A 25,608-nucleotide genomic window follows, 5' to 3' on the forward strand; every position below is an offset into this window, starting at 1 on the left:
CGCGAAAGGATGGGGCCCATGACCGAGTCGACCGCGTCACGCTTCCGCTCCACCCTCCGCTCGCTGCGGGTGTGGGACATCGACCTGCCGGACTTCGACCCCACGTCCGCTCCCGCCGAGCCGCTGCCGCTCTTCCAGGAGTGGCTCGTCGAGGCCGCCGAGGCGGGCCAGCCCGAGCCGCACACCATGTCGCTGGCCACCGTCGACGACGACGGACGGCCGGACGTACGGACCCTGATGCTCCACGACGCCGACGCGCGCGGCTGGCACTTCGCCTCGCACGCCACCAGCGCCAAGGGCCGCCAGCTAGCCGCCTCGCCCCACGCGGCCCTGGGCTTCTACTGGCCCGTGCGCGGCCGCCAGATCCGCGTCCGCGGCCAGGTCGTGACCGGCACCCCCGAGGAGGCGTACGCCGACCTCCACGCCCGCTCGACGGGGGCGCTGGCCTCCGCGCTGGTGGGCCGCCAGAGCGAGGTCCTGGACTCCCCGGAGACCCTTGCCGAGGCGAGCGGCGCGGCGTGGGAGCGGGCCGAGGCCGAGCCGGACGCCGAGTCGGCGACCTGGACCCTGTACGTCCTGGAGCCCCGCGAGGTCGAGTTCTTCCAGGGCGACGAGCGTCGACGGCACGTGCGGCTGCGGTACCGCCGGGAGGGGGCGGGGTGGGTGCGGGAGCTGCTTTGGCCGTGAGGCGGCCGGGTGGCTTCGGTCAGCTCGGGTCCGGCTTGAGGACCTCGGCCCACACCGTCGCCTTCGCCTCGATACCCGCGCTGAAGTCGTCGCTCGCGGACGTGACCTCGAGCCTGGCGATGCGCCGCTCTTCGGTCCTGACACAGAGGACGGTGCCTGCCTTGACCGCGACCTGGTCGATGCCCTGAGCGGAGACGAGCTCTGCGCACTGCTGCCGTCCAGGCAGGACGCCCTTCGTGGGCCAGACCGCGATGTTGCGCTCGTTGTCCAGGCTGTCCGAGTCGCCGACCTGCGGCGGGAAGATCAACGCCAGCCCTAGGTCGCGGTTCTCCCGGCCGAGCGTCGGTGGTCTGGAGTCGAGCCGCGGCCCGCTTTCCGTGATGCGCACGCCCCCCGTCCACCGCACGCTGTCGGAGCCGTCCGCGCGCTCGGTCTCATCCGCCGAGGTCCCCGAGGACGACGACGTGACCGCTCCCGGCCCCGCACCCCGGGCGGCGTCACCGTCCGGCCCGATCAGCTTGACCCAGGCCAGCACCGCCCCGCAGATCACGACGAGGGCGGCCGTCCCCGTGACCAGCATCCACACCTTGCTGCGCGGCTCGGCGTAGTGGTTGTACTGGGTGCTGTACGGGCCCGTCTGCGCCGCGTTCGATCCGTGAAAGGTGTTCGGGGGGTTCGGGGGTCTCGGAGGTCCCGGCGGCCTCGGGGGCACGGAGTCGTTCACGCACCACGCCCGAAGTGGTTGACCTGGTGGCTGTGGCTGCCGGTCTGGACGGCGGTGGGGCCGTGGAAGACGTTGCCCGACAGCTCACCGCCCGCCGCGCCCGACGGGCCGTCCTGTTCCCCGAGCACGGCGCGCAGCTCCGCTACGGCCCGCGCCCGCTCGTCCTCCGGCAGCCGTTCCAGCAGTTCCTCGAAGCGGCCCTGCCAGAAGCCTTCCTGGCGCGTCCTGGTCCGGTCGGTCTCCTCGGGCGCCGCTGCGTCGAGCGTGGCGGCCGTCCGGTCGAGCCGCTCCAACTCGGCCCGCTCGACCTCGCCGTCGCCCCGGCCGAAGACCCCGGCCACCCGGTCACGGACAGCGGTCCAGGCGTCCGTACCGGCTGCCTGGACCACGGCGGCACCGAGCGCTGCCGCCAGAGCGGTCATTCCCTCTGCGAACATGCTTCCCCCTCGTTCCACGCGCTTCGTGCGCCCGAGGGCATCGTACGACCGAACTCGTGCCTGCCGGAGGGATGTTGGGCAGACGCCTAGCGCGTGCCCTGCCCCTCCAGGAAGGCGCTCCAGGCGGCGGGTGCGACGGTGAAGACGGGGCCGTCGGGGACCTTGGAGTCACGAACGTGGACGGCCTCGGGATGGGCGGCGACCTCGACGCAGTTGCCGCCCTCGTTGCCGCTGTAACTGGACTTGAACCACGCCAGCTCGGTACTCATAGCTGCCCCGCCATCCTCTCGATCAGGTCCACGGACTCCCAGGGAGTGAGCGCCTGGGCCCGCAAGGCGCCGAAGCGATCGATCCACTGGTTGACGTCCTGCGGCGTGGAGATCAACGTACCGCTGCCCTGGCCCTCCTCATACGCGAAATTCCGTCCCTCCGGCGTACTCAGGAGAGCCATGGGCCCCTGCAACGCCGCGTGCACCTCCAGCCCCGTCGGCATCACCTGCACCGTCAGATGCTGCATCGCCCGTACACACTCCGCCACATGCCGGAGCTGCTCCTTCAGCACCTCCCGACCTCCGATGGGCCGTTGCAGCACCGACTCGTCGATCACATACGCCACCACGGGTAACGGATCGCGTCGCAGCACCGCTTGCCGTTCCAACCGAGCCTGTACGTTCCGCTCGATCTCGCCCTCGCTCAGCGACGGCACCCGCACCCCGTACAGCGCCCGTACGTACGCCTCCGTCTGGAGCAGACCCGGGAACAGCATGTTCTCGTACGCGCCGATGCTCCGCGCGTCCCGCTCCAGCCGCACCCAGCCGATGAACGTCCGCGGGTACTTCTCCTCCTCCATCAGCCGGACGCACGACATCAGCGCGCCCTCCGCGCCGAGCACCTTGTCCGCGTCCCGGAGGAAGTCGGAGGTCGGAATCCGCTCCGCGCGTTCGTACGCGCCGGCCAGCGACTCCGAGATCAGCAGGCGTTCCGCCGCGTCCTTCTGCGTCAGGTTCGCCCGCTTGCGGAAACCCTTGAGCAGTTCCCCCACATGCACGCGCGCCGCCGACGGCTTCTCGCTCGCGACCACAACGACCACCACTCTCCCCACATCGGCCCGATGTGCACCCGCTCCCTCTGGTCACGCTACGCAACCATCGGAATGCTCGTAGCCATGACGAGCAACAAACTCCCCGATTGGGTGCCGGCGTCGGGCCATCAACTGCGTCTCGCCGGTGTCCACTTCGACGCCATCCGCGTGCGCGGGGTGCGCGGCGAGGCCGTGCTCCACCACCTGGCCGACCTCACGGACGGGCAGCCCGGGCCGGTGGTGCGGGAGGTGGCGGGCGGCCGCTGGACGTATTTCCTGATCCCGCCCGGGACCAGCAAGGAGTACGCGTGGCCGCCGGGCGCGACCTGCTTCGGCCCCTCGGCCCGCGACCAGTACGTGGGAGTCCCGGCCGCCCACGGGAACACGTACCCCTTGTCATGGCGCTGCGCCCCACCGGCCGAGGGCGAGTTCGTCGACCCGGAGCTGCTGAACCTGGTGGTCACGGCCCAGCTCTGCGTGGCCCCGGACGAGTGAGCGGCGCACCATGGAGGGGAGACCTCACGAGCACGGAGGTGTGGGAGCCATGGCGACGTACATGGACGTCCACCACGGAATGGTGGGTATTACGGCGGAGCAGCTGAAGGAAGCGCACCAGGCGGACCTCGCCATCGAGAAGGACGAAGGCGTCCACTTCGAGAAGGCATGGGCCGACCCGGAGTCCGGGACGGTCTACTGCCTGTCCGAGGCGCCGTCGGCCGAGGCGGTGATGCGCATCCACGAGCGCACGGGACACGCGGCCGACGAGATTCACCCCGTACCGCTCAAGGTCTGAGCGCCCTCAAGGTCTGAGCGCGCTCCAGGTCTGCGCGCGCTCACGATTTGAGTGCGCTCACGATGCGAGTGCGCCGGCCGGCCGGAACACCGGGACGGCGATGCCGTCCGTGTCGTCGGTCCGGAAGGTCACCTCCAGCTCCATGCCGACGCGGAGGTCCGCCTCCGCGCACTCCACGATCTCGGTCATCAGCCGCGGGCCCTCGACGAGGTCCACGACGGCGGCCGTGTAGGGCGTGCGCATGCCGAAGGGCGGCAGGTCGTTGCGGTGCACGACGGACCACGTGTAGAGCGTGGCCCGTCCGCTCGCCTGCTCCCAGGCGACGTCCTCGCTCCAGCAGGACGGGCAGAACTCGCGCGGGTAGTGCGGGGCCTTTCCGCAGGCGCCGCAGCGGATGATCAGCAGTCGGCCGTCGGCGGCGGCGTCCCAGTAGGGCCGGGTGAAGGCGTCGATCCCGGGCGTGGCGGCGGTGGTCGTGGTCGGTTTCGCGCTGGTCATCAGAACAGTCCGATCGCGTGGTCGAGGGACCAGGCCTGCCAGGACATCGCGAACAGGGCGACGAAGGAGATCAGCGCCATCATCGCGTTCTGCCCCTGCTCGGCCCAGTCGTGGATCATCAGGACCAGATAGAGAAGGTTGAGGAGCAGGCCGCCGACGAGGGCAACCGGGGTGAGGAAGCCGAGGACGAGACCGAGGCCCAGGGCGAGTTCGGCGTAGACGACGACGTACGCGATCACTTTGGGGCGGGGCGCGACCACTCGGTCGAAGCCGGCTTTGACCATGGCCCATTTGTGCTTCGCGGCGACGCCCTGCGCCCACGCGATGCCCGTGCCGCGCTCGAACCAGCCCTTCTTGTCCTTGTGGCGCCAGCTCTCCAGCCACCACAGCCCGAGCCCGATCCGCAGGACGGCGAGCCACTCGCCGCCGGTGAGCCAGATGGTCCGCATGGGGGCCCCCTCCCGATCGATCTGACGGTACGTCAGTTCAGCGGATGCAACCGTTGTGCGCAAGGGGCGTGCGGGCGTGATCGATTCGCAACCGAAACCCCTCTTGACCGAGACCCACGATGTGAGCACGCCATTACGCTCAGCATTCATGGACATGACCACCCATGACAGACCCGTCTACGTCGTCGGCGGCGGACCCGGGGGCCTCGCCGTCGCGGCCTCACTGCGCGAGCGCGGCGTCCGGGCCGTCGTGCTGGAGAAGTCCGACTCCGTCGGCGCCTCCTGGCGGGGCCACTACGACCGGCTGCGTCTGCACACGACCCGGCGGCTCTCCGCGCTGCCCGGACTGCCGATCCCGCGCTCCTTCGGGCGGTGGGTCTCCCGGGACGACGTCGTGCGCTATCTGGAGAAGTACGCCGAGGTGCACGAACTGGAAATCGTGACGGGGGTCGCGGTCTCCAGGATCGAGCCGGCCGACGGTGACTGGGTGCTGCACGCCACCGGCGGGCGCAGGCTCACCGGGCGCGCGGTCGTGGTGGCCACCGGCTACAACCACACCCCGCGGCTGCCCGACTGGCCCGGTCTCGACGCGTACGGGGGTGAGCTGCTGCACGCGGGCGCGTACCGCAACCCGGCCCCCTATGCGGGCAAGGACGTCCTCGTCGTCGGCGCCGGCAACACGGGCGCCGAGATCGCCGCCGACCTGGCCGAGGGCGGCGCGGCCCGGGTACGTCTCGCGGTCCGCACCGTGCCCCACATCGTGCGCCGCTCCACGGCCGGCTGGCCGGCCCAGCGCACCGGCATCCTGGTGCGGCGGCTTCCCGTCCGCCTCGTGGACCGTCTGGGCGGCCTGATGTCCCGGATCGCGGTCCCCGACCTGTCGGCCCACGGCCTGCCCCGGCCGGACACGGGCCTGTACTCCCGCGTCCGCCAGGGCGCGATCCCGGTCCAGGACGTCGGTCTGATCGACGCGGTCAGGGCCGGGAAGGTCGAGGTGGTGGCCGCGGTCGAATCCTTCGACGACGGCAAGGTGGTCCTGGCGGACGGCACCCGCCTCACCCCGGACACGGTCATCGCCGCGACCGGCTACATCCGCGCGCTCGAGGACCTCGTCGGCCACCTCGGCGTCCTCGACGCCCGTGGCCGCCCGGTGGTCCACGGCGGCCGCACCCCGTCCCAGGCGCCCGGCCTGTACTTCACCGGCTTCACGAACCCGATCAGCGGCATGTTCCGCGAGATGGCGATCGACGCCCGCCGGATCGCCAAGGCCCTCGCGCGGTAGCCGGGGGCGCCTGCGGGACCGGTCGAGGTGACCGGAACTCACCCTCCATGACAGGCATTTGGGCCCGCTGATGGGTCCTCAGACCCACGACAGGGACGGTCCGCCCGCTCTAGTGTCGGTCTCATGTCGCCTGAGACTATTGCGCGTTGGGCCCGTAGGCGGTGGCGTACGAGCGGCTTCCGCACTGAGGCCCGGTTGTTGGGGTTGCGGAAGTCGCAGCGTGGTCAGGGTGCGTTGGAGTACCTGGGCCTTGTCATGGTTGTCGTGGCGATCGTCGGCGCTCTGGTGGCGACGGGGATCGGTGCGGAGCTGACGCAGAAGATCAGCGCGCAGGTCTGCCGGATCAGCGGCGGTGGTGACTGCGGGGACGGCGGCGGCGGTGACACCCAGGCCCAGGGTCCCGGTTCGGGCAAGCCGGCCTCCGACAACAGTGGTCAGCCCAAGTCTCAGGCGCAGCTTGATTACGAGAAGGCCGTCAAGGATCTCGAGGACGCGCAGAAGGCCGAGAAGTCGGACTCGGACAAGGCGAAGGAAGCCGCCAAGGAGCTGGCGAAGATCCTGGCCGAGGAGCTCGGGATCAAGGATGCCTTCGACTGCATCACCAAGGGCGACATGGGCGCCTGCACCGAGACCCTCATCAACATCCTGACCAGTCTGATCGGTGGTGCGGTCGGGAAGCTGGCGGCGAAGTACGGGGCGCCGTGGAAGTGGAAGAAGGCCGCCGAGCTGATCGGGAAGCTGAAGAAGCACGGCGGGAAGCTCTATGACGGTCTGACGGGTCTGATCAAGAACCGTAAGAAGGTCAAGGACGCCGAGAAGAAACTCGAGGACGCGAAGAAGAAACTCGACACGGAGAAGGACCCGCCCAAGAAGCCCGACGAGCCGACCACGTGCCCGGTCGGTCACAGCTTCCCGCCCGGCACCCGGGTCCTCGTCGCCGGCGGGCTGAGCGTGCCGATCGAGTCCGTACGCATGGGCGACCAGGTCGTCGCCACCGACCCGGCGAGCGGGCTCACCACGCTCCGCACCGTGACCCGCACCTTCACCACCTACGACGACAAGGACTTCACCCGGCTGACGGTCCTCACCCCCGAGGGTCCGTCCGTCGTCACGGCGACCGACACCCACCCGTTCTGGGCGGTGGACCTGGGCCGCTGGGTGGACGCGGGGGACATCCGGCCCGGCGCGCTGCTGCGCACGTCCGCCGGCACCTCGGTACAGGTCGGAGTCGTAGAGCGGTTCGCCAAGCGCCTGACGACACACGACCTGACCGTCGACGGGATCCACACGTACTACGTGGGCGTCGGGGCCGGCTCGGCTCTCGTCCACAACAACGACTGCATCACCAAGTACAAGCTCAAGCTGAAGACGCGTGGCGCCAACTACGGAAATCCCAAGCAGCGCGCCTATCAGCGGAAACATGCCGGCGACACCGAATACCAGGTGGAAGGCGGCGGCGAGAAGGTCTGGGCGGACGGCTTCGACTCGAACACCGGCGATCTGATCGACGCCAAGCTGGTGGACAACCCGGACAGGAGTCCCTTCATCAAGGATTCCAAAGCGCCCGACTTCATCCGGCAGAAGGTCGACGCCGACGTCGACGACGAGTTCCGTCGGTACGCTGCCGTCCTCAAGGACAAGAACACCCCGGTGAAGAAGCTGCGCATCGTCACCAATGACCCACGAGCCGTGGCCTACTTCCAGGAGAAGATGCGCAAGTACGGCATCCCAGGGGTGGTTGACGTCAAGCCGTGAAGAAGTGGATCCGCGAGGGAGTGGCGAGATGAACTATCTGGTCGTATTCGACAGCGAGGAGTGGAGCGTCAGCCAGGACGCCCTCATCACCTCCCTGTCGGCCACCTGGCCGGATGCGTCCGTGCGACGCAAGGAGCTGCCTGAGGACGTGCGGGTCCGCGACGTCGAATGGGAGCTGGAGCGCGACGGCGAGACGGTCGAGGGCCACACGCACGTCGACGGCCGGTGCATCTACCTGGACGGTCACATCGGCCTGGTCGCCGAGTTCGCGCTCTGGTACCGCACGCTCGTCCCGAAGGACATCGAGCTCATCTTCTGCGACGAGGGGTACAGCTTCGACGTGCCGGTGGACGAGTCGACCACGAAGGAAGACCTGGTGACCGCCGCCGAGGGGTGAGCCGGTCCCGCGGTACGCGGGCGGGCGCCCCGCCGGGTGGCCGGGGCGCCGGCCACCGGGCGCCCCGACCCGGTGAGGGACGCCGCCCCGCAGAGAAGTGCCCCCGCACCTGTTCCTGACATGCCGTCAGGTCTGTAATCTGACTATGCGTCAGTTCAGTTGACCGAACGAGCAGGAGCGGGGCGGAACGATGCTTGGATCAACCCACGGCACCTTCACCACCGATCTCCGCGCGCGCGTCGTGGCCTGCGGGGAGCAGACCGGCACCGCCGTCCACGGCACCGCAGCGACCGAGGGCGACCTGGATGTCAGCGGACGCCCGCTCTACGCCTCCGTTCCCGATCTGGACCGGTTCTTCCGGCCCGAGTCCGTCGCCGTCGTCGGGGCCTCCGACACCGAGGGGCGGCCCAACACCGGCATCACCCGGCAGCTCGTCGCCTGGGCCGACCGCGTCGGCGCGCGAGTGCATCCGGTGCACCCGACCCGGACGTCGGTCTTCGGCATCGACTGCGTGCCCTCCGTCGCCGAGCTGCCCGAGCCCGTCGATCTGGCCGTACTCCTCGTCGCCGATCCCCTCCCCCTCATCGGCGAACTGGCCGAGGCCAAGGTGAAGTTCGCCGTCGCCTTCGCTTCCGGCTTCGCCGAGACCGGCGACGCCGGAGCCCTCGCGCAGGCCCGCCTGGCCACCGCGGTGCAGCGCTCGGGCCTGCGGCTGCTCGGCCCGAACACCAACCTCAACGCCTTCGAGCGGTTCCGCGACGACCTGGAGGGCCCGGCGATCGCCCTGATCACCCAGTCCGGCCACCAGGGGCGCCCGGTCTTCACCCTGCAGGAGCTCGGCGTACGCCTCTCCCACTGGGCGCCGACCGGCAACGAAGCCGATCTGGAGACCGCCGACTTCATCTCGTACTTCGCCGAACGCCCCGAGGTCGGGGCGATCGCCTGCTACGTCGAGGGGCTCAAGGACGGCCGGTCCTTCCTGCTCGCCGCCGACCGCGCCGCGCGCCGGGGGGTGCCGGTCGTCGCCGTGAAGGTCGGCCGCACCGAGACCGGAGCCCGGATGGCCGCCTCACACACCGGCAAGCTCACCGGGGCGGACCAGGTCGTCGACGCCGCGATGCGGCAGTTCGGCGTGATCCGCGTGGACGGCCTCGACGAACTCCAGGACACCGCCGCCCTGCTGGCCCGGGCCCGCAGGCCCGCCGCCGAGGGCGTGGTGGTGTATTCGATCTCGGGCGGCACGGGCGCGCACTTCTCGGACCTGGCGACGGCGGCCGGACTGCGCCTGCCGACCCTGAGCGCGGCCAAGCAGGCCGAACTCCACCAGTGGATACCCGAGTACCTGAACGTGGCCAACCCCGTCGACAACGGAGGCCACCCCGTCGGCGACTGGCGCGGCCGGAAGATCATCGACGCGATCCTCGCCGACCCGGAGGTCGGCGTACTGATCTGCCCGATCACCGGCCCCTTCCCGCCGATGAGCGACAAGCTGGCGCAGGACCTGGTGGACGCGGCGGAGACCACGGACAAGCTGGTGTGCGTGGTGTGGGGTTCGCCCGTGGGCACCGAGGAGGCCTACCGGACGACGCTGCTGGGCTCGTCCCGGGTCGCCACCTTCCGTACCTTCGGCAACTGCGTCACCGCCGTCAAGGCCTACCTCGACCACAGCCGGTTCACCACCGCTTACCGCTCGCCCTTCGACGAGGCGCCGCGCACCCTCTCGCCGTCCTTCCGCAAGGCGCAGGCACTGATGCGTCCGGGCCACCGCCTGAGCGAACACGCGGCGAAGCAGCTTCTGCGGGCGTACGGCATTCGCGTACCGCGCGAGCAGCTGGTGACCAGCGCGGCCGCGGCGGTCCGGGCGGCCGGCCTCGTCGGTTACCCGGTGGTGATGAAGGCGTCGGGCGCGCGGCTGGCCCACAAGACCGAGCTGGGCCTGGTCAAGATCGGCCTGACGTCGGCGAGCCAGGTCCGCGACGCCTACCGCGAACTGGCCGACATCGCCCGCTACGAGAACATCGATCTCGACGGCATCCTGGTCTGCCAGATGGTGGAGCGGGGCGTGGAGATGGTCGTCGGCGTCACCCAGGACGCCCTCTTCGGACCGACGGTGACGGTGGGTCTCGGCGGCGTCCTGGTGGAGGTCCTGAACGACGCCGCGGTCCGGGTGCCGCCCTTCGGTGAGGGCCAGGCGCGCGCGATGCTCGGCGAACTGCGCGGGCGGGCCCTGCTGGACGGCGTCCGGGGAGCGCCCCCCGCGGATGTGGACGCGCTGGTGGAAGTGGTGCTGCGGGTGCAGCGGATGGCCCTGGAACTGGGCGACGAGCTGTCGGAGCTGGACATCAACCCGCTGATGGTGCTGCCGCGCGGCCAGGGCGCGGTGGCCCTGGACGCACTGGCGGTCTGCCGCTGACGCCACCGCCTCGGGCACCCGCGCCGGCGCCGTTGCCCCCGCCGGCCCTGCTGACCGCGCTGATCCCGCTGATCCCGCTGACCGTACGCACCACAGGAAGTGGAGCCTCTCCCCCATGACGTCCTCCCCCGAAGAGTCCCTGGAATCCCTGGAATCAGCTGAGTCATTGGTACTGCACACCACTGACAACGGCGTCTCGTGGATCACGCTCAACCGGCCCGAGGCCATGAACGCCGTCACCTGGGGCCAGCGGGAAAGGATCATCGCGCTGCTCGCGGCGGCCTCCGCGGACCCCGCCGTACGGGCCGTCGTCCTGACCGCCACCGGCAAGGGCTTCTGCGCGGGCGCCGATCTGCGGGGCACGCCCCCGACCGGGCGGGAACGGGTCGCGGGCGATGTGGCGCGGACGATCCGGCTCGGCGCGCAGCGGCTCGTCGCCGCCGTCCTCGACTGCGAGAAGCCGGTGATCGCGGCGGTGAACGGGACCGCGGCGGGGATCGGCGCGCATCTGGCCTTCGCCTGCGATCTCGTCCTGGCGGCGGAGGGCGCGCGGTTCATCGAGGTGTTCGCGCGGCGCGGGCTGGTGCCGGACGGGGGCGGGGCGTATCTGCTGCCGCGGCTCGTCGGCCCCCAGCGCGCCAAGGAGCTGATGTTCTTCGGCGACGCGCTGCCGGCGGCGGAGGCGCAGCGGATGGGGCTGGTCAACCGGGTGGTCCCGGCGCCGGAGCTGGAGAAGACCGCGCGGGAGTGGGCCGAGCGGCTGGCGCAGGGGCCGACGCAGGCGCTCGCGCTGACCAAGCAGCTGGTGAACGCGTCGCTGGACACGGACCGGGCCACCGCGTTCGCGGCGGAGGCCGCCGCGCAGGAGATCAATATGACGACGCGGGACGCGAACGAGGGCGTGGCGAGCTTCGTGGAGCGCCGCACGCCTCGGTACCTCGGGCGATGACCCGGACCGGGTGGTCCGCACACCTTCCTATCTGACGATCCGTCAGCTTCAATGGGTGATGTGATGGGACACGCCGGGATGGCGGCCACCGCCGTCCGATACCTCAGCTCCGTCGGGGCACGTACCGCCGTCGAGCCGCTTCCCCGCCCGGATCTCCGGGCGGTCCGTGACGACGAGCGGCTGCCCGTCGATCCGGCCGAATTCCGGCGGGTCCTCGGGCACTTCGCCAGCGGCGTCACCGTGATCACCGCCCTCGACGAGAACGGCGACCCGGCCGGCTTCGCCTGCCAGTCCTTCGCCTCGCTCTCCCTGGACCCGCCCCTGGTCGCCTTCATGGTGGCCCGCACCTCGACGACCTGGCCGAGGATCGCCCGCGCCGGGGCGTTCTGCGTGAACATCCTCGGTGCGGACCAGGGTGTGCTGTGCCGGGGCTTCGCGGTGAGCGGCGCGGACAAGTTCGCGGGGGTCCCCTACGGGCCGGCGCCCGTGACCGGATCGCCCCGCCTGGACTCCGTCCCGGCCTGGATCGACTGCGCGATCCGCACGGTCCACACGGGCGGGGACCACCTGATCGTGGTGGGCAGGGTGGAGGCTCTGGGCGCCCAGGAGGAGGGCGCGCCCCTGCTCTTCCACCGGGGGCGCTTCGGCCGCTTCACCGCATAGCCGCCGGCGCCGGTCGCTCAGCGCCTCAGCACGTACCACTGCGGCGAGTCCGGGTCCCCGACCAGGTAGTCGAGCTCCGGCCGCTCCTCGGTGCCGCCGACCGTCCACTCCCCGAACCAGCAGTCGCCGATGTCGATGTCGACCTTCTGGTCCCAGGTGTCCCCGCCGGCCCTGCCGGGGTCGTAGTCCCAGGTGCCGGTGCCCACGCAGTTCTCATGGCGCGTGTCACCCCGGAAGGTGTCCAGGGCCACCCCGTGGGCAGTTGCCCGGCCGCCCTCCTCGAGCACCAGGGTGCCGCCGCGTCCGTCCGTCCAGGTGCCGGTCACCGTGACGGGGCCGAGGGCCGGCGGGCGGTACTCCTCGACGAGTCCGGTGGCGTAGACCGTGCTGCCCAGGGCGAACACCACCGCCGCGGCCAGACATCCGTATCCGTACACCCGTGCCTGCAGCGCGGCCTTCCGGCCCGCCTCCCGCCGCACCACCGCGAGACGGACGACCAGCGCCGGCACCGTCAGCGCGACGGCCCCGAGGAGCCACGCCCCCACCAGTACGGCGGCGCCGGCACCGCCCCCGACCGCAAGGGCGATCGCCGGCAGCGCCGCGACGGCGGCGGCCACCGCCGGCACCCACCACCACGCCTCGCGCCCGGTGAACCGCCGTCCCAGCCATGCCGCGACGGCGGCGGTGGGCCGTACCACCGCGACGGAGCCGACGGCCGCGAACGGCAGCCCGAAACAGGCGATGAACGGCAGCGACACCAGGAACATGCCGGGGTCCGCGGGCCGCATCCGCGTCTCCCGGGCGAGTTCCACGAACCCGAGCACCTCGACCACGAGTACGGACTCCACGAACAGCACCGACATCGCCAGTAGCAGGGGCGCCGAACTCCCCTGTCGCAGCTTCTCGGCCCCCATGCGCAACACCCCTCCCACCGGGGATTTTCCACCCGGGGGGAGGGGCGCGGGGAGGCGGGTCCGTCAGACGGTCACCGGCACGGGCGCCGGGCGCCTGCGGATCACCAGGGCCATCAGGGCCGCCGCCGCGCACAGGGCCCCCGAGGCGTACCAGACCACGTCGTACGAGCCGAAGAGGTCCCGCGCCAGGCCGCCCGCGAAGGCCACCACCGCCGCGCCCACCTGGTGGGAGGCGAGGACCCAGCCGAAGACGATCGCCGAGTCGTCGCCGTAGTGCTCGCGGCACAGGGCGATCGTCGGCGGGACCGTGGCCACCCAGTCCAGGCCGTAGAAGACGATGAAGAAGACCATCGGCGGGTGCACGGACGGGGCGAGGAGCATCGGCAGGAAGAGCAGCGAGATGCCGCGCAGCGCGTAGTAGACGGCGAGGAGACGGCGCGCCTCGAAGCGGTCGGTGAACCAGCCCGACGCGATCGTGCCGACGACGTCGAAGACGCCGATCACCGCGAGCAGCGACGCCGCCGCCGTGATGGGCATGCCGTGGTCGTGCGCCGCGGGGACGAAGTGGGTCTGCACCAGGCCGTTCGTCGAGGCGCCGCAGATCGCGAAGGTGCCGGCCAGCAGCCAGAAGGGGCCGGTGCGGGCCGCCGAGGACAGCACCGTCAGCGTGCGCCGCGCCGCCCCCGTGACCGGCGCCGGCTTCTCGACGAACTCCGTTGCCCCGTAAGCCGCCTGTCCCACGTCCGCCGGGTGGTCCCGCAGCAGCAGCCAGACGAAGGGGACGACCGCCAGCGCGGACAGCGCGACGGTGATCGACGCGGGGCGCCAGCCGTGGTGCTCCACGAGCCAGGACAGCAGCGGCAGGAAGATCAGCTGACCGGACGCGGACGCGGCCGTCAGGATGCCGGTGACGAGCCCCCGGCGCTCGGTGAACCAGCGGTTGGTGACCGTGGCCGCGAAGGCCAGCGCCATCGAGCCGCTGCCGAGGCCGACCAGCAGGCCCCAATAGAGGATGAGCTGCCAGCTGGAGGACATGAACACGGTCAGGCCGGAGCCGACCGCGATGACCGTGAGCGCGACCGCGACGACCTTGCGGATGCCGAAGCGGTCCATGAGCGCCGCGGCGAACGGCGCCGTCAGGCCGTACAGCGCGAGGTTCACCGAGACCGCGAGGCCGATCGTGCCGCGCGACCAGCCGAACTCGCCGTGCAGCGGGTCGATCAGCAGGCCGGGCAGCGAGCGGAAGGCCGCGGCGCCGATGATCGTGACGAAGGCGACGGCCGCCACGAACCACGCGCGGTGGATGCGGCGCGGCGTCGGCAGGGGCCGCTGGGACGACTCGGGGAGAGAGGTTGTCTGGGTCACGTCACACAGAATCGTCGAAGATCACCAGGCCGGACCACTGGCCCGAATGACAGCTTTCGATACGATCGGGCCATGGCCGGTTTCCGGAAGCACCGCATCGTCGTCCTCGCCCTCCCCGGACTGCTCCCCTTCGAGCTCGGGATCCCGCACCGCATCTTCGGCCGCGCCAAGGACGCCGGGGGCCGGACCCTGTACGAGATCGTCACCTGCGCGACCGCCGCCGGCCCGGTCCCCACCGACGCCGACTTCGCCATCCAGGTCGAGCACGGGCCCGAGGCGCTCGCCTCCGCCGACACCGTCATCGTCCCCGCCTCCTACGAACTGGGACCGGTCTACGACGAGGGCCGCCTCACCCCCGAGCTGGCCGCCGCCCTCGCCCACATCCGGCCCGGCACCCGGCTCGTCTCCATCTGCACCGGCGGATACGTCCTCGCCGCCGCCGGGTTCCTCGACGGCCGGCCCGCCACCACGCACTGGTCGGCGGCCGAGCACTTCCAGCGACTGTTCCCCAGGATCCAGGTCGACGCGGGTGTCCTCTTCGTCGACGACGGCGACGTCCTCACCTCGGCGGGCGTCGCCGCCGGCATCGACCTCTGCCTCCATCTCGTGCGCCGCGACCACGGCTCGGCCGTCGCCAACGAGGTCGCCCGCCGGACCGTCGTCCCCCCGCACCGGGACGGCGGGCAGGCCCAGTACATCGAGCGCCCCTTCCCCGAGCCCGGCAACGCCACCACGACGGCGGCCCGCGCCTGGGCCCTCGCGCATCTGCACGAGCCGATCCAGCTGCGCGACCTGGCCGACCAGGAGGCGATGAGCGTACGGACGTTCACCCGCCGGTTCCGCGAGGAGGTGGGGATCAGCCCGGGCCAGTGGCTCACCCAGCAGCGCGTCGAACGGGCCCGCCATCTGCTGGAGTCCACCGACCTCGGCATCGACCAGGTCGCCCAGGACGCCGGCTTCGGCACGGCCCAGTCGATGCGGCAGCACCTACAGGCCGCGCTCGGCGTCCCGCCGACCGTCTACCGCCGTACCTTCCGGGCCGGCGCCGGCGCCCACGCCGCCCCCAGCGGTCACGGCAGCCCCGACGGTCCCGGCGCGGCGCGCTGAGCGCATCCGCCGCTCGCCCACCGCCCCCGTCACGGTCAGCAGCAGCGTGAGCCCCACGCCCGCCAGGATCGCCGTCGACGGCGCCACCCAGCGCAGCAGCGCCCCCGTGAGGCTCCCGCTCGCCGCGTAACCGGCGCCGACCGCCGCGTACATCACCGAATACCCGGCGGCCAGGGCACTGGGCGGCAGCACCTCGCGCAGCGTCAGGTTCCGGGTGAGCATCGCGGGAGCCTGGAGCAGCCCGGCCGCCAGCAGCCCGGCGGCGATCAGCCCGGTCCACGGCAGTACGGCGACCAGCGCGATGCCCGCCGCGACCCCGAGCAGCAGCACCAGGCTCTGGGTGGGCAGCCGGCCGGGCCAGCTCCGCAGGCCGTACAGGAACGCTCCCACCGCCGAGCCGATCGAGAACCCGGCGAGCAGCGGCCCCGCCCACCCGATGCCGATGGACCGCTGCTCGAGGAGCGCGGGCAGGATCAGTTCGGCGAGCGCGAGCAGCGTGAGGCTCGCCGCGCCCGTGACGTACACCGGCCAGGCGCGGACCAGAACCCGCGCCATCGACGTGCCGCTCGCGTCCGGCGCCTCGGCCTTCCAGCCGGCGGGCAGCGCCCACAGTCCGGCGACGGACACCGCCATCAGCGCACCGGCGAGCAGCGGCGGCACGGACGGGTCGACGCCGAGCGCCAGGCCGGTGGCGAGCGCGGGAGCGGCGGCCCAGATGCCGAAGGTAAGGACGGACTCCAGGCTCATCGCCTGGGTGACGGCCTTCTCCGGGACCATGCCGGTGAGGAGCGCGCGCAGCCCGCCGGGCGCGGCGGACGGCGCGCATCCCGCCACGAACGCGAGCACGCCCAGCACCACCGGGTGCGCGCCCTGCGCCACTCCGAGCCCGGCGAAGGCCAGGGCTCCGCCACTGAGACCGGCCGCGAGCTGCGGGCGGGCCCGCTCCGCCCGCATCCGCATACCGAGAACCGGGGCGCCGAGGATCTCGCCGACGACATAGACGGCGGCGAGGACGGCACCGAGGGTGTATCCACCCGGCCGTTCGCGCACCAGGAAGACAAGGGCGAGGGGCGCCATGGCGACGGGCATCCGCGCCCCGGCGGCGACGGCTGCCCAGACGAGAACGGGCCGGGTGACGATTTCTCGGTAGGACATGGCCATGAACGTAACGGGCCGACGGTGCTGGAACCCAACCCCTTTTCCCGCCCTGGGGCGCCAGGAACGCCCTGGAACGCCTGGAGCGCCTTAGAAGGTCAGCACCCCGCGCGCCACCCGACCGTGGTGCGCGTCGTCCGCCGCCTTCGCGAAGTCCTCGACCGGGTATGTCTCGGTGACCAGTTCGTCCAGGAGCAGCCGGCCGTCCCGGTACAGCTGCGCGTACAGCCTGATGTCGTGCTGGGGACGGGAACTGCCGTACCGGCAGCCCAGGATGGACTTGTCCAGGAACATCGCGGCGGGCAGGAAGACCGCCTCCGCCGTCGGCGCGGCCATTCCCAGCAGGATCGCCTGACCCCGCCGGTCGAGCAGGTCGATCGCCTGCCGGATCAGCCCGGTGTGCCCGACACACTCGAAGACGTGGTCGGCACCGGTCGGCAGGACCTCGCGCACGTCGTCCGCCGACGCCAGGAAGTGCGTGGCGCCGAACTGCCGGGCCACGGCCTCCTTCGCCGGGTTCGTGTCGACGGCGACGATCACGGAGGCACCCGCGATCCGGGCGCCCTGAAGGACGTTGAGGCCGATGCCGCCCGTGCCGATGACGACGACGGTGTCGCCGCGGTCGACCTTTGCCCGGTTGAGTACGGCCCCGACGCCCGTGAGCACCCCGCAGCCGATCAGCGCGGCGGAGGTGAGCGGGATGTCGTCGGGGATCTTCACCGCCTGGACGGCCCTCACGACGGTCCGCTCCGCGAAGGCCGAGTTGGACGCGAACTGGAACAGCGGCTTTCCGGCCCGGGAGAACGGCTGCCCCGGCATCCCGATCGCCTTGCGGCACATCGTGGGCCGGCCCCGGTCGCAGTCCGCGCAGGCACCGCAGTTGGCGAGCGTGGACAGCGCCACGTGGTCGCCCGCCACGACATGGGTGACGCCCGCGCCGACGGCCTCCACGACACCCGCGCCCTCGTGCCCCAGCACCACCGGCGGCGGGAAGGGGATCGTCCCGTCGATCACCGACAGATCGCTGTGGCACAGCCCCGCCGCGGCGACCGCGACGAGGACTTCGCCGGGCCCCGGGTCGCGGACCTCCAGGTCGTCGACGACCTGTGCCTGCTTCCCGTCGAACACCACGCCTCTCATCCTCGCTCCTTCGGTTCCCTCGGCAGACCGAGCACCCGCTCGGCGATGATGGTGCGCTGGATCTCGTCCGAGCCGCCGTAGATGGTGTCGGCGCGGGTGAAGAGGAACAGCCTCTGCGACGGGTCGAGTTCGTACGTCCTGGACCACGGGCCGGGGCCGGTGGCGGCGGTGGCGCCCCGCACCTGGACGGCGAGCTCACCGAGTCGCCGGTGCCAGCGGCCCCACAGCAGCTTGGCCACGCTGGGCGCGCCGGGGTCGTCCGTGCTCCCGAGGGTCCGCAGCGCGTTCCACCGCATGGTGCGCAGCTCCGCCCACTGCCGTACGAGCCGGTCCTTGAGTACGGGGTCGTGGACGGCGCCGGACTCCACGGCGGCGCGGGTCACTTCCGCGAGCTCCGCCTCGAAGCCGATCTGCTGGGCGAGGGTCGACACCCCGCGCTCCAGGGCGAGCAGCCCCATGGCGACGCGCCAGCCGTTGCCCTCGCCCCCGACGACGTCATGGGCCGCCGCCCCGTCGAAGAACACCTCATTGAACTCGCTCGTTCCGGACATCTGGCGGATGGGCCGCACGTCGACGTGGCCGGGCTGGTCCATGGGGACGAGCAGGAAGGACAGACCGTCGTGCCTGCGGGACCCCTCCGTGGTCCTCGCCAGGACGAAGCACCAGTCGGCGTCCTGGGCGAGGGAGGTCCAGATCTTCTGACCGGTGACGCGGTACGTGCTCCCCTCACGGACGGCCTTGGTCCGCAACGAGGCCAGGTCGGACCCGGCGCCGGGCTCGCTGTACCCCTGGCACCAGAGCTCCTCGCCCCGGGCGATGCCGGGCAGGAAGCGGTCCTGCTGCTCCTGGGTGCCGTACGCCAGCAGCGTGGGCGCGAGCAGGTTCTCGCCGATGTGGCCGACGCGGGCGGGGGCGCCGGCGCGGGCGTACTCCTCGGCCCACACGACCTGCTGGGTGAGCGTGGCGCGCCGGTTTCCGTACGCCCCCGACGCCCACCCGATCCCGACCCACCCATGCGCCCCGAGCTCCCGCTCCCACTCCCGCGGCTCCCACCCCCCGGCCGGGTGCGCCCGCAGCCAGTCGCGGGCGTCCCCCCGAAAGACCTCGTCCTCGACCCCGAACTCAAAGTCCACGAACGCCTCCTGTGGTGGGGGCGGGGTCCTTTCCCCCACCCCGCCCCTTCCCGAAACCCTGCGGGGCCGGGTGAGTGCCGGCCCCGGGGCCATGTGCCCCGGCCGCCCAAGCGGCAGCTCCGCGCCGCCGACGGGGACCCCGAGCCGGTGTCGCCGGCGACCGGCGCCGTACCGCCCGGCTCATCGCCCCGGTCGACGCGACCGATCGGGCACCACCGAAACGACCCGCACCCCCGGTGCCGCCTCGCCCCGGCCGCCGACCGATCGCACACCCGAACCGACGCTCCCGGCCGCCGACCGATCGCACACCCGAACCGACGCTCCCGGGCGCGCCGCCCGCCGATCGCGCACCCCAGCGCCGCCCGCACGCCCCGTGCCGTCCCGCCCCCGGGCTACCCGTTCGGCCGCTGCCCCGACGCCGCCGCCCTCGTCATCTCCTCCAGGCGCGTCAGCAGCGGCATCGGGTCCGTGCCCACCGTTCCCGGGAGGAAGTCCGCGATGCGCTCCGGGGTCCATGCGCCGGACTCCGCGTAGCCGGCGCGGAGTTCCCTCGGCTGGGCCCAGACCGCGATCTTGGGGCCCGCGATCGTGTAGACCTGGCCGGTGATCCGTTCCTCGCGGGCGCGGTCGGAGAGGAGGTAGACCACCAGCGCCGCCACGTCCTCCGGCTCGCCGATCTCCTTCAGTTCCATCGGGACGTTCGCGGACATCCGGGTCCGGGCGACCGGGGCGACCGCGTTCGCGGTGACGCCGTACTTGTGGAGGCCGAGCGCCGCGCTGCGGACCAGCGAGATGATCCCGCCCTTGGCCGCCGAGTAGTTGGCCTGCGCGACGGATCCCTGGTGGTTGCCGCTGGTGAAACCGATCAGCGTCCCCGTGCCCTGCTTCCGCATCACCGCCGACGCCGCCCGGAAGACCGTGAACGTCCCCTTCAAATGCGTGGCGACGACCGGGTCCCACTCCTCCTCGGACATGTTGAAGAGCATGCGTTCGCGCAGGATGCCCGCCACGCACACGACCCCGTCGATCCGCCCGTACTCCGCGAGCGCGACGTCCACGATCCGCTGGCCGCCCGTCATCGTGGAGATGTCGTCGGCGACGGCGACGGCCGTCCCCCCGGCCGCCTCGATCTCCTTGACGACGGACACCGCGACATCCGACGTCGGCCCGCCTCCCTCGATCGAGACGCCGTAGTCGTTGACGACGACCCTGGCTCCCTCGGCCGCGCAGGCGAGGGCGACCGCCCGGCCGATACCGCGCCCCGCTCCCGTCACGGCGACGACCTTGCCTGCCAAGAAGTTCCCCACGTCCGGCCCCTTCCCGCGGTTTCTGACGACCCGTTAGATTTTATGACCCGTCAGATACCGGAAGACAAGCCCCTCGGAGGACCGATGTCACTTCCCGCCGAGTTCCACGACATCGCCAAACGGTTGAACAACTGGGGCCGTTGGGGCGCGGACGACGAGATCGGCACGCTCAACCTGATCACCGACGAGGTCGTCCGCACGGCCGCCGCGAGCGTCCGCAGCGGCCTGCGCGTGCCGCTCGCGCTGGACCTCAAGCAGGACGGCGTCCAGACGGGAATGATCCCGGGCCGGGTCAATCCGCTCCATGTGATGGTCCAGGTCAATCAGGAGATCTTCGGCCCGGGCACGGTCGCCACCAGCGACGACGCCGTGACCTTCGGCCTCCAGGCCGGCACTCACTGGGACGCGCTTACCCATGTCTCCCACTCGGGGAGGATCTACAACGGACGCCCCGCCGCCTCCATCACCCCGCACGGCCGCAGCGAGTTCAGCGGCATCGAGAAGGCGCGCCACATCGTGAGCCGGGGCGTCCTGCTCGATGTCGCGCGCGCGAAGGGGGTCGACCGGCTGCCGGGGGATCATTCCGTGACTCCCGAAGACCTGGACGAGGCAGCCGAGTTCGGCGGGGCGACGGTGCGGTCCGGGGACATCGTTCTCGTCCGCACGGGTCAGATCCAGCAGTATCTGGCGGGGGACAAGCACGCGTACGCCTATCCGTCGCCCGGGCTCTCCGTCCGCACCCCGGAGTGGTTCCACGCCCGCGATGTCGCCGCCGTCGCGAACGACACCCTCACCTTCGAGATCTTCCCGCCGGAGATCGAGAACCTCTGGCTGCCGGTGCACGCCCTCGATCTCGTCGAGATGGGGATGCTCCAGGGGCAGAACTGGAATCTGGAGGGCCTGTCCACAGCCTGTGCACAGGAGAAGCGGTACGCCTTCCTGCTCTCCGCCATGCCCGAGCCCTTCGTGGGCGGTACGGGAACGCCGGTCGCGCCGGTCGCCGTGCTGTAGGCGCGGGCGGAGCGTCGGCGGGTGGCGGCGCGCTCATGCGCACCCCGAGCACGGCACGGCGGCCGCCACCCGGCTCCGGCGTACAAGCCCTTGTCCGACGCCGGGCCACGACCCGCACTCGTCGAGGGCAGAACCCTCGGCGTCCCCTCGCAACGAATCGCTCACTCAAGGGTGATCAGCGAGCAACGGCCCGTCAACAGTACGGCGGAGATTTAACCGTTAAGCGCTATGTGTGACGGCGTGCGCCGGTTCGTCCACGGGGTAGTGGCGCAGTCCGCACGCTCCGGGCTCACGCACCACCGCTGTCACGGGCGGCGCACACCGGTCCACTTCGCACCAGATGCGCTTTCCGGCGCCTTCGGGCTGCCATCCCCACCGGTCGGCGAGGCCGTCGACCAGCTCCAGGCCCCGGCCGTTGGTGTCGTCGCCGTCGGCGTGGCGCGGCATCGGCGGGCGGGCGCTCGCGTCGGCCACCTCCACCCGCACGGTCCCGGCCTCGGCCGCCCCGGCTCCGAAGAGCATCCTCAGGACGGCCGGACAGCCCGTGTGGACGACCGCGTTGGTGACGAGTTCGGAGATGATCAGGACCAGGGTCTCGGCCAGCGGCTCGTCATCCCCTATCCCCGAACCGGCGAGCCGTGAACGGGCCCATCTCCGCGCCCGTCCGACCTCCGCGGGATCGGGCCCGACCTCCAACTGAACCTGAAGCACCTGCACCGCTCACACCATCCGAACCGGCGGACACATCGCCTCGCGCCTCACAGCCATCACGGAATGTGATTCCCTTGTGAGACAGCATGGTTGACGTACAGTCACCGCAACAAGCGCTTCGGGCATATTCCAGCGCGAAGGAGTACGCATAGTCCATACTGTGCGACGCACGCTGCGGGTAGTCGAACAGGCGGGCGCACAGCGCCCACCGCGCTTGTGGGGGCTGCGAACGGCGGGCATTCCCGGGTCCGGGGCCGCCGCAGGGGCAACACCGGGACGACCCAGCCTCAGAACCACTCGCATCCCACGGAGCGTACCGGAGGCAGGCCCCGACTCCGGCCCGTGACGACCCCTCGAAGGACACAACCCGGTATCGACGCTCTGTTACTCCCTACAACGCTTCGGCCAAGGCTGCGGCCAGGATCTCCTCGGCGGCCGTCGCGGGGAGCCACCGCTCGGCCCGCACCCAGGCGCGCTTGAGGTGGAGATGGACGTCGGCCTCCCAGGTGAAGCCCATGCCTCCGTGCACCTGGAGGCAGTCACGGGCGCCTCGCACGGCCGCCTCGTCGGCCAGCAGCTTGGCTCCGGCGATGTCGGCGGTGTCGCCGGTGACGGCCGCCGCGTAGACCGCGGCACGGGCCACCTCCACCCGTACCAGCATCTGCGCGCACAGGTGTTTGACCGCCTGGAAGGCGCCGATCGGCTGCCCGAACTGCTCCCGTTCACGGGCGTACGCCACGGCCATCCCGGTGGTGCGGCCGGCGCTGCCCAGTTGCTCGGCGGCGGTGAGGAGACCCGTCATCGGGTCCGCCGGGGTTCCTCCGGTGGCGGGCAGCCGGTGCAGGGGGGTGAGCGGGTCCACCGAGCGGATGGGTACGGCGTCGCGCACGTCGCCCACCACCACGTCCGCCTCGTCGAGCCATTCCACGAGGCACTGGTCGGCGGCGGTCACCACCGCCTCGCCCTCCGCGGCGCCCGGCACGCTCCCCGCCGCCAGGTGCGTGGCGATCAGCGGTCCCGGCAGCAGCGCCCGTCCGGCCTCCTCGAAGACCAGGACCGCCTCGACCGGCCCGAGCCCGACCCCGCCCTCCTCCTCAGGCAGCCCCAGCGCGAAGAACCCGGCCGCGCCGAGCTCCCGCCACAGGGCCCGGTCCAGGGTTCCCGAGTCGGCCGCCGCCCGGAGCGCGTCGCGGTCGAAGCGCCGGTCGAGCAGTTCCCGTACACCCGCGCGCAGGGCCCGCTGGTCGTCCGTCGGCTGGAAGCGCACCGGGTGCTCACCGCCCCTTCGGCAGGCCGAGGATCCGCTCGGCGACGATGTTCCGCTGGATCTGCGAGGTGCCCGCGGCGATGGTGTACGAGAGCGAGGACAGCCGGTCCAGGGTCCAGTCGCGCGACAGGTCGAGCGCGTCGGCGCCCAGCACCCGGGCCGCCGTGTCGTACAGCTCCTGGCGGGCGTGCGAGTAGCGGAGCTTGAAGACGGAGCCGCCGACGCCGGGGACGCCTCCGGTGGCCTCGGCCTCGCTGACGTTCCACTGGATGAGCCGCCACAGCGCCCGGAACTCGGCGTTCAGCCTGCCGAGGGCGCGCCGCAGCGCCGGGTCGTCCCAGCGGCCGTTCTTCAGGGCGGCGCGTGCGAGGTCGCCGAGGACGCGGCGGCAGGCGACGACCTCGCCGACGAAGGCGGTGCCCCGCTCGTACGACAGGGTCACCATGGTGACGCGCCAGCCGTCGTTCTCCTCCCCGACCCGGTTCTCCACGGGCACCCGGACCTCGTCGAGGAAGACCTCGGCGAACTCCGTCGATCCGGCGAGGGTGCGCAGTGGCCGTACGGTGATCCCCGGCGCGTCCATGGGCATCGCCAGCCAGGTGATGCCGCGGTGCTTGGGGGCCGACGGGTCGGTGCGGACGAGCAGTTCGCACCAGTCGGCGACTTCGGCGTGCGAGGTCCAGATCTTGGAGCCGCTGACCACGTAGTGGTCGCCGTCCCGAACGGCCCTGGTCCGCAGGGAGGCCAGGTCGGAGCCGGCGTCCGGTTCGCTGAAGCCCTGGCACCAGACCTCGTCGCCCCGCAGGACGGGGGTGAGCCAGCGCTCCCGCTGCTCCTCGGTGCCCTCGGCGGCGATGGTGGGGCCCGCGTGGAGCAGTCCGACGAAGTTGGCGCCGACGTAGGGCGCGCCGGCCTGCTCGGTCTCCTCCAGGAAGATCAGCCGCTGGGTCGGGGGCGCGTCCCAGTGGACGTCGCCGTAGCCCGCGTCGTACAGCATCCGCTGCCAGGCGGTGTCGTACGCGCGCCGGCCGGGCCAGTCGAGCGGGTCGGGCCGGGGTGGCAACGTGGGCAGGACGCCCCCGAGCCAGGTCCTCAGACGCGCCCGGAAGGCATCCTCCTCCTCGGTGTACGAGAGGTCCATCAGACGAGGTCCAGTCCCAGCATCCGGATGGCGTTGCCGCGCATGAGCTTGTGGACGGTCTCGTCGTCGAGGCCCTTGACGTGGTCGAGGGCGACTTCCCTGGTGTGCGGGAAGGTGGAGTCGACGTGGGGGTAGTCGGTCTCGAAGGTGGCGTTGTCGCGGCCGACGACGTCGAGCGAGGCGATGCCGTGCTTGTCGCGGAAGAAGCAGCAGAACATCTGCCGGTAGTAGTACGTGGACGGCGGCTCGGGGATCAGATCGCGCACCCCGCCCCAGGCGCGGTGTTCCTGCCACACGTCGTCGGCGCGTTCGAGGGCGTACGGGATCCAGCCCATCTGGCCCTCGCTGTAGGCGAGCTTGAGCCGGGGGAACTTCACCAGGACCCCGCTGAAGAGGAAGTCCATCATCGAGGCCATGGCGTTGTTGAAGCTGAGGCTCGCCTGGACGGCCGGTGGCGCGTCGGGCGAGGCGGCCGGCATCTGGGAGCTGGAGCCGATGTGCATGTTGACGACCGTGCCGGTCTCCTGGCAGACGGCGAAGAAGGGGTCCCAGTAGCCGGAGTGGATCGACGGCAGTCCGAGGTAGGTGGGGATCTCGGAGAACGTCACGGCCCTGACGCCGCGGGCGGCGTTGCGCCGGATCTCCGCCACGGCGAGGTCGATGTCCCACAGCGGGATGATGCAGAGCGGGATGAGCCGGCCGCCGCTGTCGCCGCACCACTCCTCGACCATCCAGTCGTTGTAGGCGCGGACGCAGGCGAGGGCCACTTCCTTGTCCTGGGCCTCGGCGAAGGTCTGGCCGCAGAAGCGGGGGAAGGTGGGGAAGCAGAGGGACGCCTCCACGTGGTTGAGGTCCATGTCCTTGAGGCGGGCGACCGGGTCCCAGCAGCCCCGGCGCATCTCGTCGCGGGTGATGCCTTCGAGGGTCATGTCGTCGCGGTCGAAGCCGACGGCGGCGATGTTGCGCTTGTACGGGAACTTCAGGTCCTCGTAGATCCACCAGTCGGTCGGCGGTCCGTCGGGGTCCATGGTGATCTGGTACTTCCCGCCGGTGTAGGCGAGCTCGCCGATGCCCGCCGTGAGGGGCTTGGGCCCCCGGTCCCGGTACTTGGCGGGCAGCCAGGTCTCGAAGAGGTGGGCCGGCTCGATCACATGGTCGTCGACGCTGATGATCCGCGGCAGTTCTGTCATGATCCCCTCCGCATATCTGATGACCCGTCAGATAGCAGG

At 71.6% G+C, this 25,608-nt stretch carries 27 protein-coding genes; 11 read left to right on the forward strand and 16 right to left on the reverse strand.

Features of this window, described 5'->3' with window-relative positions; genetic code table 11:
- Window positions 1-18: 18 nt before the first annotated feature.
- Window positions 19-687 (forward strand): pyridoxine/pyridoxamine 5'-phosphate oxidase, encoded by a 669-nt coding sequence (locus ACZ5VC_RS21280; protein WP_469121581.1) that lies wholly within the window; start codon window positions 19-21, stop codon window positions 685-687.
- Between the two features lie 19 nt (window positions 688-706).
- Here ACZ5VC_RS21280 and ACZ5VC_RS21285 read toward each other — a convergent pair whose 3' ends face one another.
- The 4 genes from ACZ5VC_RS21285 to ACZ5VC_RS21300 form a co-directional block, all read right to left on the reverse strand.
- On the reverse strand, window positions 707-1,267 hold the full coding sequence (locus ACZ5VC_RS21285) for a hypothetical protein (RefSeq protein WP_469121582.1): 561 nt from the start codon (window positions 1,265-1,267) through the stop codon (window positions 707-709).
- A 140-nt stretch (window positions 1,268-1,407) separates the two neighbouring features.
- Window positions 1,408-1,848 (reverse strand): hypothetical protein, encoded by a 441-nt coding sequence (locus ACZ5VC_RS21290; protein WP_469121583.1) that lies wholly within the window; start codon window positions 1,846-1,848, stop codon window positions 1,408-1,410.
- An 86-nt stretch (window positions 1,849-1,934) separates the two neighbouring features.
- Complete coding sequence (locus ACZ5VC_RS21295) at window positions 1,935-2,117, reverse strand: DUF397 domain-containing protein (protein WP_469121584.1); 183 nt, start codon at window positions 2,115-2,117, stop codon at window positions 1,935-1,937.
- A complete protein-coding gene (locus ACZ5VC_RS21300; protein ID WP_469121585.1) occupies window positions 2,114-2,941 on the reverse strand; it encodes a helix-turn-helix domain-containing protein in 828 nt (275 codons plus the stop codon). Before ACZ5VC_RS21300 ends, ACZ5VC_RS21295 begins: the two co-directional genes overlap by 4 nt.
- A gap of 72 nt (window positions 2,942-3,013) precedes the next feature.
- On the opposite strand from ACZ5VC_RS21300, the gene ACZ5VC_RS21305 reads away from it, so the two are divergent.
- Together ACZ5VC_RS21305 and ACZ5VC_RS21310 are read left to right on the forward strand one after the other, a co-directional pair.
- Entirely contained in the window at window positions 3,014-3,424 is a 411-nt protein-coding gene (locus ACZ5VC_RS21305) for a hypothetical protein (RefSeq protein WP_469121586.1), read from the forward strand.
- 49 nt (window positions 3,425-3,473) lie between these two features.
- Window positions 3,474-3,722 carry an SCO4226 family nickel-binding protein gene (locus tag ACZ5VC_RS21310; RefSeq protein ID WP_468710574.1) on the forward strand — a complete coding sequence of 83 codons (249 nt, stop codon included), beginning with the start codon at window positions 3,474-3,476 and terminating at the stop codon, window positions 3,720-3,722.
- Between the two features lie 57 nt (window positions 3,723-3,779).
- Here the strand turns inward: ACZ5VC_RS21310 and ACZ5VC_RS21315 are convergent, their stop codons facing one another.
- On the reverse strand, window positions 3,780-4,220 hold the full coding sequence (locus ACZ5VC_RS21315; protein ID WP_469121587.1) for a Zn-ribbon domain-containing OB-fold protein: 441 nt from the start codon (window positions 4,218-4,220) through the stop codon (window positions 3,780-3,782).
- Entirely contained in the window at window positions 4,220-4,669 is a 450-nt protein-coding gene (locus ACZ5VC_RS21320) for a DoxX family protein (protein ID WP_469121588.1), read from the reverse strand. Before ACZ5VC_RS21320 ends, ACZ5VC_RS21315 begins: the two co-directional genes overlap by 1 nt.
- Before the next feature lie 148 nt (window positions 4,670-4,817).
- On the opposite strand from ACZ5VC_RS21320, the gene ACZ5VC_RS21325 reads away from it, so the two are divergent.
- The 6 genes from ACZ5VC_RS21325 (at window position 4,818) to ACZ5VC_RS21350 (ending at window position 12,128) form a co-directional block, all read left to right on the forward strand.
- On the forward strand, window positions 4,818-5,951 hold the full coding sequence (locus ACZ5VC_RS21325; protein WP_469121589.1) for a flavin-containing monooxygenase: 1,134 nt from the start codon (window positions 4,818-4,820) through the stop codon (window positions 5,949-5,951).
- A gap of 264 nt (window positions 5,952-6,215) precedes the next feature.
- On the forward strand, window positions 6,216-7,706 hold the full coding sequence (locus ACZ5VC_RS21330) for a restriction endonuclease fold toxin-2 domain-containing protein (RefSeq protein WP_469121590.1): 1,491 nt from the start codon (window positions 6,216-6,218) through the stop codon (window positions 7,704-7,706).
- 28 nt (window positions 7,707-7,734) lie between these two features.
- Complete coding sequence (locus tag ACZ5VC_RS21335; protein WP_469121591.1) at window positions 7,735-8,103, forward strand: hypothetical protein; 369 nt, start codon at window positions 7,735-7,737, stop codon at window positions 8,101-8,103.
- A 190-nt stretch (window positions 8,104-8,293) separates the two neighbouring features.
- Entirely contained in the window at window positions 8,294-10,516 is a 2,223-nt protein-coding gene (locus tag ACZ5VC_RS21340) for an acetate--CoA ligase family protein (RefSeq protein ID WP_469121592.1), read from the forward strand.
- Window positions 10,517-10,631: 115 nt separating this feature from the next.
- The gene (locus tag ACZ5VC_RS21345; protein ID WP_469121593.1) at window positions 10,632-11,465 is read left to right on the forward strand and encodes an enoyl-CoA hydratase/isomerase family protein; all 834 of its coding nucleotides are present in this window, start codon (window positions 10,632-10,634) and stop codon (window positions 11,463-11,465) included.
- 78 nt (window positions 11,466-11,543) lie between these two features.
- Complete coding sequence (locus tag ACZ5VC_RS21350) at window positions 11,544-12,128, forward strand: flavin reductase family protein (RefSeq protein ID WP_469121735.1); 585 nt, start codon at window positions 11,544-11,546, stop codon at window positions 12,126-12,128.
- Window positions 12,129-12,145: 17 nt separating this feature from the next.
- Here ACZ5VC_RS21350 and ACZ5VC_RS21355 read toward each other — a convergent pair whose 3' ends face one another.
- Both ACZ5VC_RS21355 and ACZ5VC_RS21360 read right to left on the reverse strand, forming a co-directional pair.
- The gene (locus ACZ5VC_RS21355; RefSeq protein WP_469121594.1) at window positions 12,146-13,042 is read right to left on the reverse strand and encodes a hypothetical protein; all 897 of its coding nucleotides are present in this window, start codon (window positions 13,040-13,042) and stop codon (window positions 12,146-12,148) included.
- A 63-nt stretch (window positions 13,043-13,105) separates the two neighbouring features.
- On the reverse strand, window positions 13,106-14,407 hold the full coding sequence (locus ACZ5VC_RS21360; RefSeq protein ID WP_469121595.1) for an MFS transporter: 1,302 nt from the start codon (window positions 14,405-14,407) through the stop codon (window positions 13,106-13,108).
- 72 nt (window positions 14,408-14,479) lie between these two features.
- Between ACZ5VC_RS21360 and ACZ5VC_RS21365 the strand changes: the two genes are divergently transcribed.
- Window positions 14,480-15,514, forward strand: a complete 1,035-nt coding sequence (locus tag ACZ5VC_RS21365; RefSeq protein WP_469121596.1) for a GlxA family transcriptional regulator — start codon at window positions 14,480-14,482, stop codon at window positions 15,512-15,514.
- Here ACZ5VC_RS21365 and ACZ5VC_RS21370 read toward each other — a convergent pair.
- The 4 genes from ACZ5VC_RS21370 to ACZ5VC_RS21385 form a co-directional block, all read right to left on the reverse strand.
- Window positions 15,395-16,669 carry an MFS transporter gene (locus ACZ5VC_RS21370; protein WP_469121597.1) on the reverse strand — a complete coding sequence of 425 codons (1,275 nt, stop codon included), beginning with the start codon at window positions 16,667-16,669 and terminating at the stop codon, window positions 15,395-15,397. The two genes, ACZ5VC_RS21365 and ACZ5VC_RS21370, sit on opposite strands and share 120 nt — an antisense overlap.
- 90 nt (window positions 16,670-16,759) lie before the next feature.
- Window positions 16,760-17,809: a Zn-dependent alcohol dehydrogenase gene (locus tag ACZ5VC_RS21375; protein ID WP_469121598.1), complete on the reverse strand. Its 1,050-nt coding sequence runs from the start codon at window positions 17,807-17,809 to the stop codon at window positions 16,760-16,762.
- The gene (locus ACZ5VC_RS21380; protein ID WP_469121599.1) at window positions 17,806-18,942 is read right to left on the reverse strand and encodes an acyl-CoA dehydrogenase family protein; all 1,137 of its coding nucleotides are present in this window, start codon (window positions 18,940-18,942) and stop codon (window positions 17,806-17,808) included. The genes ACZ5VC_RS21375 and ACZ5VC_RS21380 overlap by 4 nt, the downstream gene beginning before the upstream one ends.
- A 392-nt stretch (window positions 18,943-19,334) precedes the next feature.
- Window positions 19,335-20,249, reverse strand: a complete 915-nt coding sequence (locus ACZ5VC_RS21385; protein WP_469121600.1) for an SDR family oxidoreductase — start codon at window positions 20,247-20,249, stop codon at window positions 19,335-19,337.
- An 84-nt stretch (window positions 20,250-20,333) separates the two neighbouring features.
- Here ACZ5VC_RS21385 and ACZ5VC_RS21390 point away from each other — a divergent pair, with 84 nt between their 5' ends.
- Entirely contained in the window at window positions 20,334-21,260 is a 927-nt protein-coding gene (locus tag ACZ5VC_RS21390; RefSeq protein ID WP_469121601.1) for a cyclase family protein, read from the forward strand.
- Window positions 21,261-21,479: 219 nt separating this feature from the next.
- On the opposite strand, the gene ACZ5VC_RS21395 is transcribed toward ACZ5VC_RS21390, so the two are convergent.
- From ACZ5VC_RS21395 to ACZ5VC_RS21410, 4 genes are all read right to left on the reverse strand, one after another.
- Window positions 21,480-21,977 (reverse strand): ATP-binding protein, encoded by a 498-nt coding sequence (locus ACZ5VC_RS21395; protein WP_469121602.1) that lies wholly within the window; start codon window positions 21,975-21,977, stop codon window positions 21,480-21,482.
- A 385-nt stretch (window positions 21,978-22,362) separates the two neighbouring features.
- A complete protein-coding gene (locus tag ACZ5VC_RS21400) occupies window positions 22,363-23,238 on the reverse strand; it encodes an acyl-CoA dehydrogenase family protein (RefSeq protein ID WP_469121603.1) in 876 nt (291 codons plus the stop codon).
- A 7-nt stretch (window positions 23,239-23,245) separates the two neighbouring features.
- A complete protein-coding gene (locus ACZ5VC_RS21405) occupies window positions 23,246-24,379 on the reverse strand; it encodes an acyl-CoA dehydrogenase family protein (RefSeq protein ID WP_469121604.1) in 1,134 nt (377 codons plus the stop codon).
- Window positions 24,379-25,569: an amidohydrolase family protein gene (locus tag ACZ5VC_RS21410; RefSeq protein ID WP_469121605.1), complete on the reverse strand. Its 1,191-nt coding sequence runs from the start codon at window positions 25,567-25,569 to the stop codon at window positions 24,379-24,381. The genes ACZ5VC_RS21405 and ACZ5VC_RS21410 overlap by 1 nt, the downstream gene beginning before the upstream one ends.
- Window positions 25,570-25,608 lie beyond the last annotated feature (39 nt).

It is taken from the genome of Streptomyces sp. NPDC033174, assembly GCF_055577795.1.

Excerpts from the sequence above, each read along its gene's own strand:
- ACZ5VC_RS21280 (WP_469121581.1), top strand. The coding sequence starts at position 19 with ATGACCGAGTCGACCGCGTCACGCTTCCGCTCCACCCTCCGCTCGCTG.
- ACZ5VC_RS21285 (WP_469121582.1), bottom strand. The coding sequence starts at position 1,267 with ATGCTGGTCACGGGGACGGCCGCCCTCGTCGTGATCTGCGGGGCGGTG.
- ACZ5VC_RS21290 (WP_469121583.1), bottom strand. The coding sequence starts at position 1,848 with ATGTTCGCAGAGGGAATGACCGCTCTGGCGGCAGCGCTCGGTGCCGCC.
- ACZ5VC_RS21295 (WP_469121584.1), bottom strand. The coding sequence starts at position 2,117 with ATGAGTACCGAGCTGGCGTGGTTCAAGTCCAGTTACAGCGGCAACGAG.
- ACZ5VC_RS21305 (WP_469121586.1), top strand. The coding sequence starts at position 3,014 with ATGACGAGCAACAAACTCCCCGATTGGGTGCCGGCGTCGGGCCATCAA.
- ACZ5VC_RS21310 (WP_468710574.1), top strand. The coding sequence starts at position 3,474 with ATGGCGACGTACATGGACGTCCACCACGGAATGGTGGGTATTACGGCG.
- ACZ5VC_RS21315 (WP_469121587.1), bottom strand. The coding sequence starts at position 4,220 with ATGACCAGCGCGAAACCGACCACGACCACCGCCGCCACGCCCGGGATC.
- ACZ5VC_RS21320 (WP_469121588.1), bottom strand. The coding sequence starts at position 4,669 with ATGCGGACCATCTGGCTCACCGGCGGCGAGTGGCTCGCCGTCCTGCGG.
- ACZ5VC_RS21325 (WP_469121589.1), top strand. The coding sequence starts at position 4,818 with ATGGACATGACCACCCATGACAGACCCGTCTACGTCGTCGGCGGCGGA.
- ACZ5VC_RS21335 (WP_469121591.1), top strand. The coding sequence starts at position 7,735 with ATGAACTATCTGGTCGTATTCGACAGCGAGGAGTGGAGCGTCAGCCAG.
- ACZ5VC_RS21340 (WP_469121592.1), top strand. The coding sequence starts at position 8,294 with ATGCTTGGATCAACCCACGGCACCTTCACCACCGATCTCCGCGCGCGC.
- ACZ5VC_RS21345 (WP_469121593.1), top strand. The coding sequence starts at position 10,632 with ATGACGTCCTCCCCCGAAGAGTCCCTGGAATCCCTGGAATCAGCTGAG.
- ACZ5VC_RS21350 (WP_469121735.1), top strand. The coding sequence starts at position 11,544 with ATGGCGGCCACCGCCGTCCGATACCTCAGCTCCGTCGGGGCACGTACC.
- ACZ5VC_RS21355 (WP_469121594.1), bottom strand. The coding sequence starts at position 13,042 with ATGGGGGCCGAGAAGCTGCGACAGGGGAGTTCGGCGCCCCTGCTACTG.
- ACZ5VC_RS21365 (WP_469121596.1), top strand. The coding sequence starts at position 14,480 with ATGGCCGGTTTCCGGAAGCACCGCATCGTCGTCCTCGCCCTCCCCGGA.
- ACZ5VC_RS21370 (WP_469121597.1), bottom strand. The coding sequence starts at position 16,669 with ATGTCCTACCGAGAAATCGTCACCCGGCCCGTTCTCGTCTGGGCAGCC.
- ACZ5VC_RS21375 (WP_469121598.1), bottom strand. The coding sequence starts at position 17,809 with ATGAGAGGCGTGGTGTTCGACGGGAAGCAGGCACAGGTCGTCGACGAC.
- ACZ5VC_RS21390 (WP_469121601.1), top strand. The coding sequence starts at position 20,334 with ATGTCACTTCCCGCCGAGTTCCACGACATCGCCAAACGGTTGAACAAC.
- ACZ5VC_RS21405 (WP_469121604.1), bottom strand. The coding sequence starts at position 24,379 with ATGGACCTCTCGTACACCGAGGAGGAGGATGCCTTCCGGGCGCGTCTG.
- ACZ5VC_RS21410 (WP_469121605.1), bottom strand. The coding sequence starts at position 25,569 with ATGACAGAACTGCCGCGGATCATCAGCGTCGACGACCATGTGATCGAG.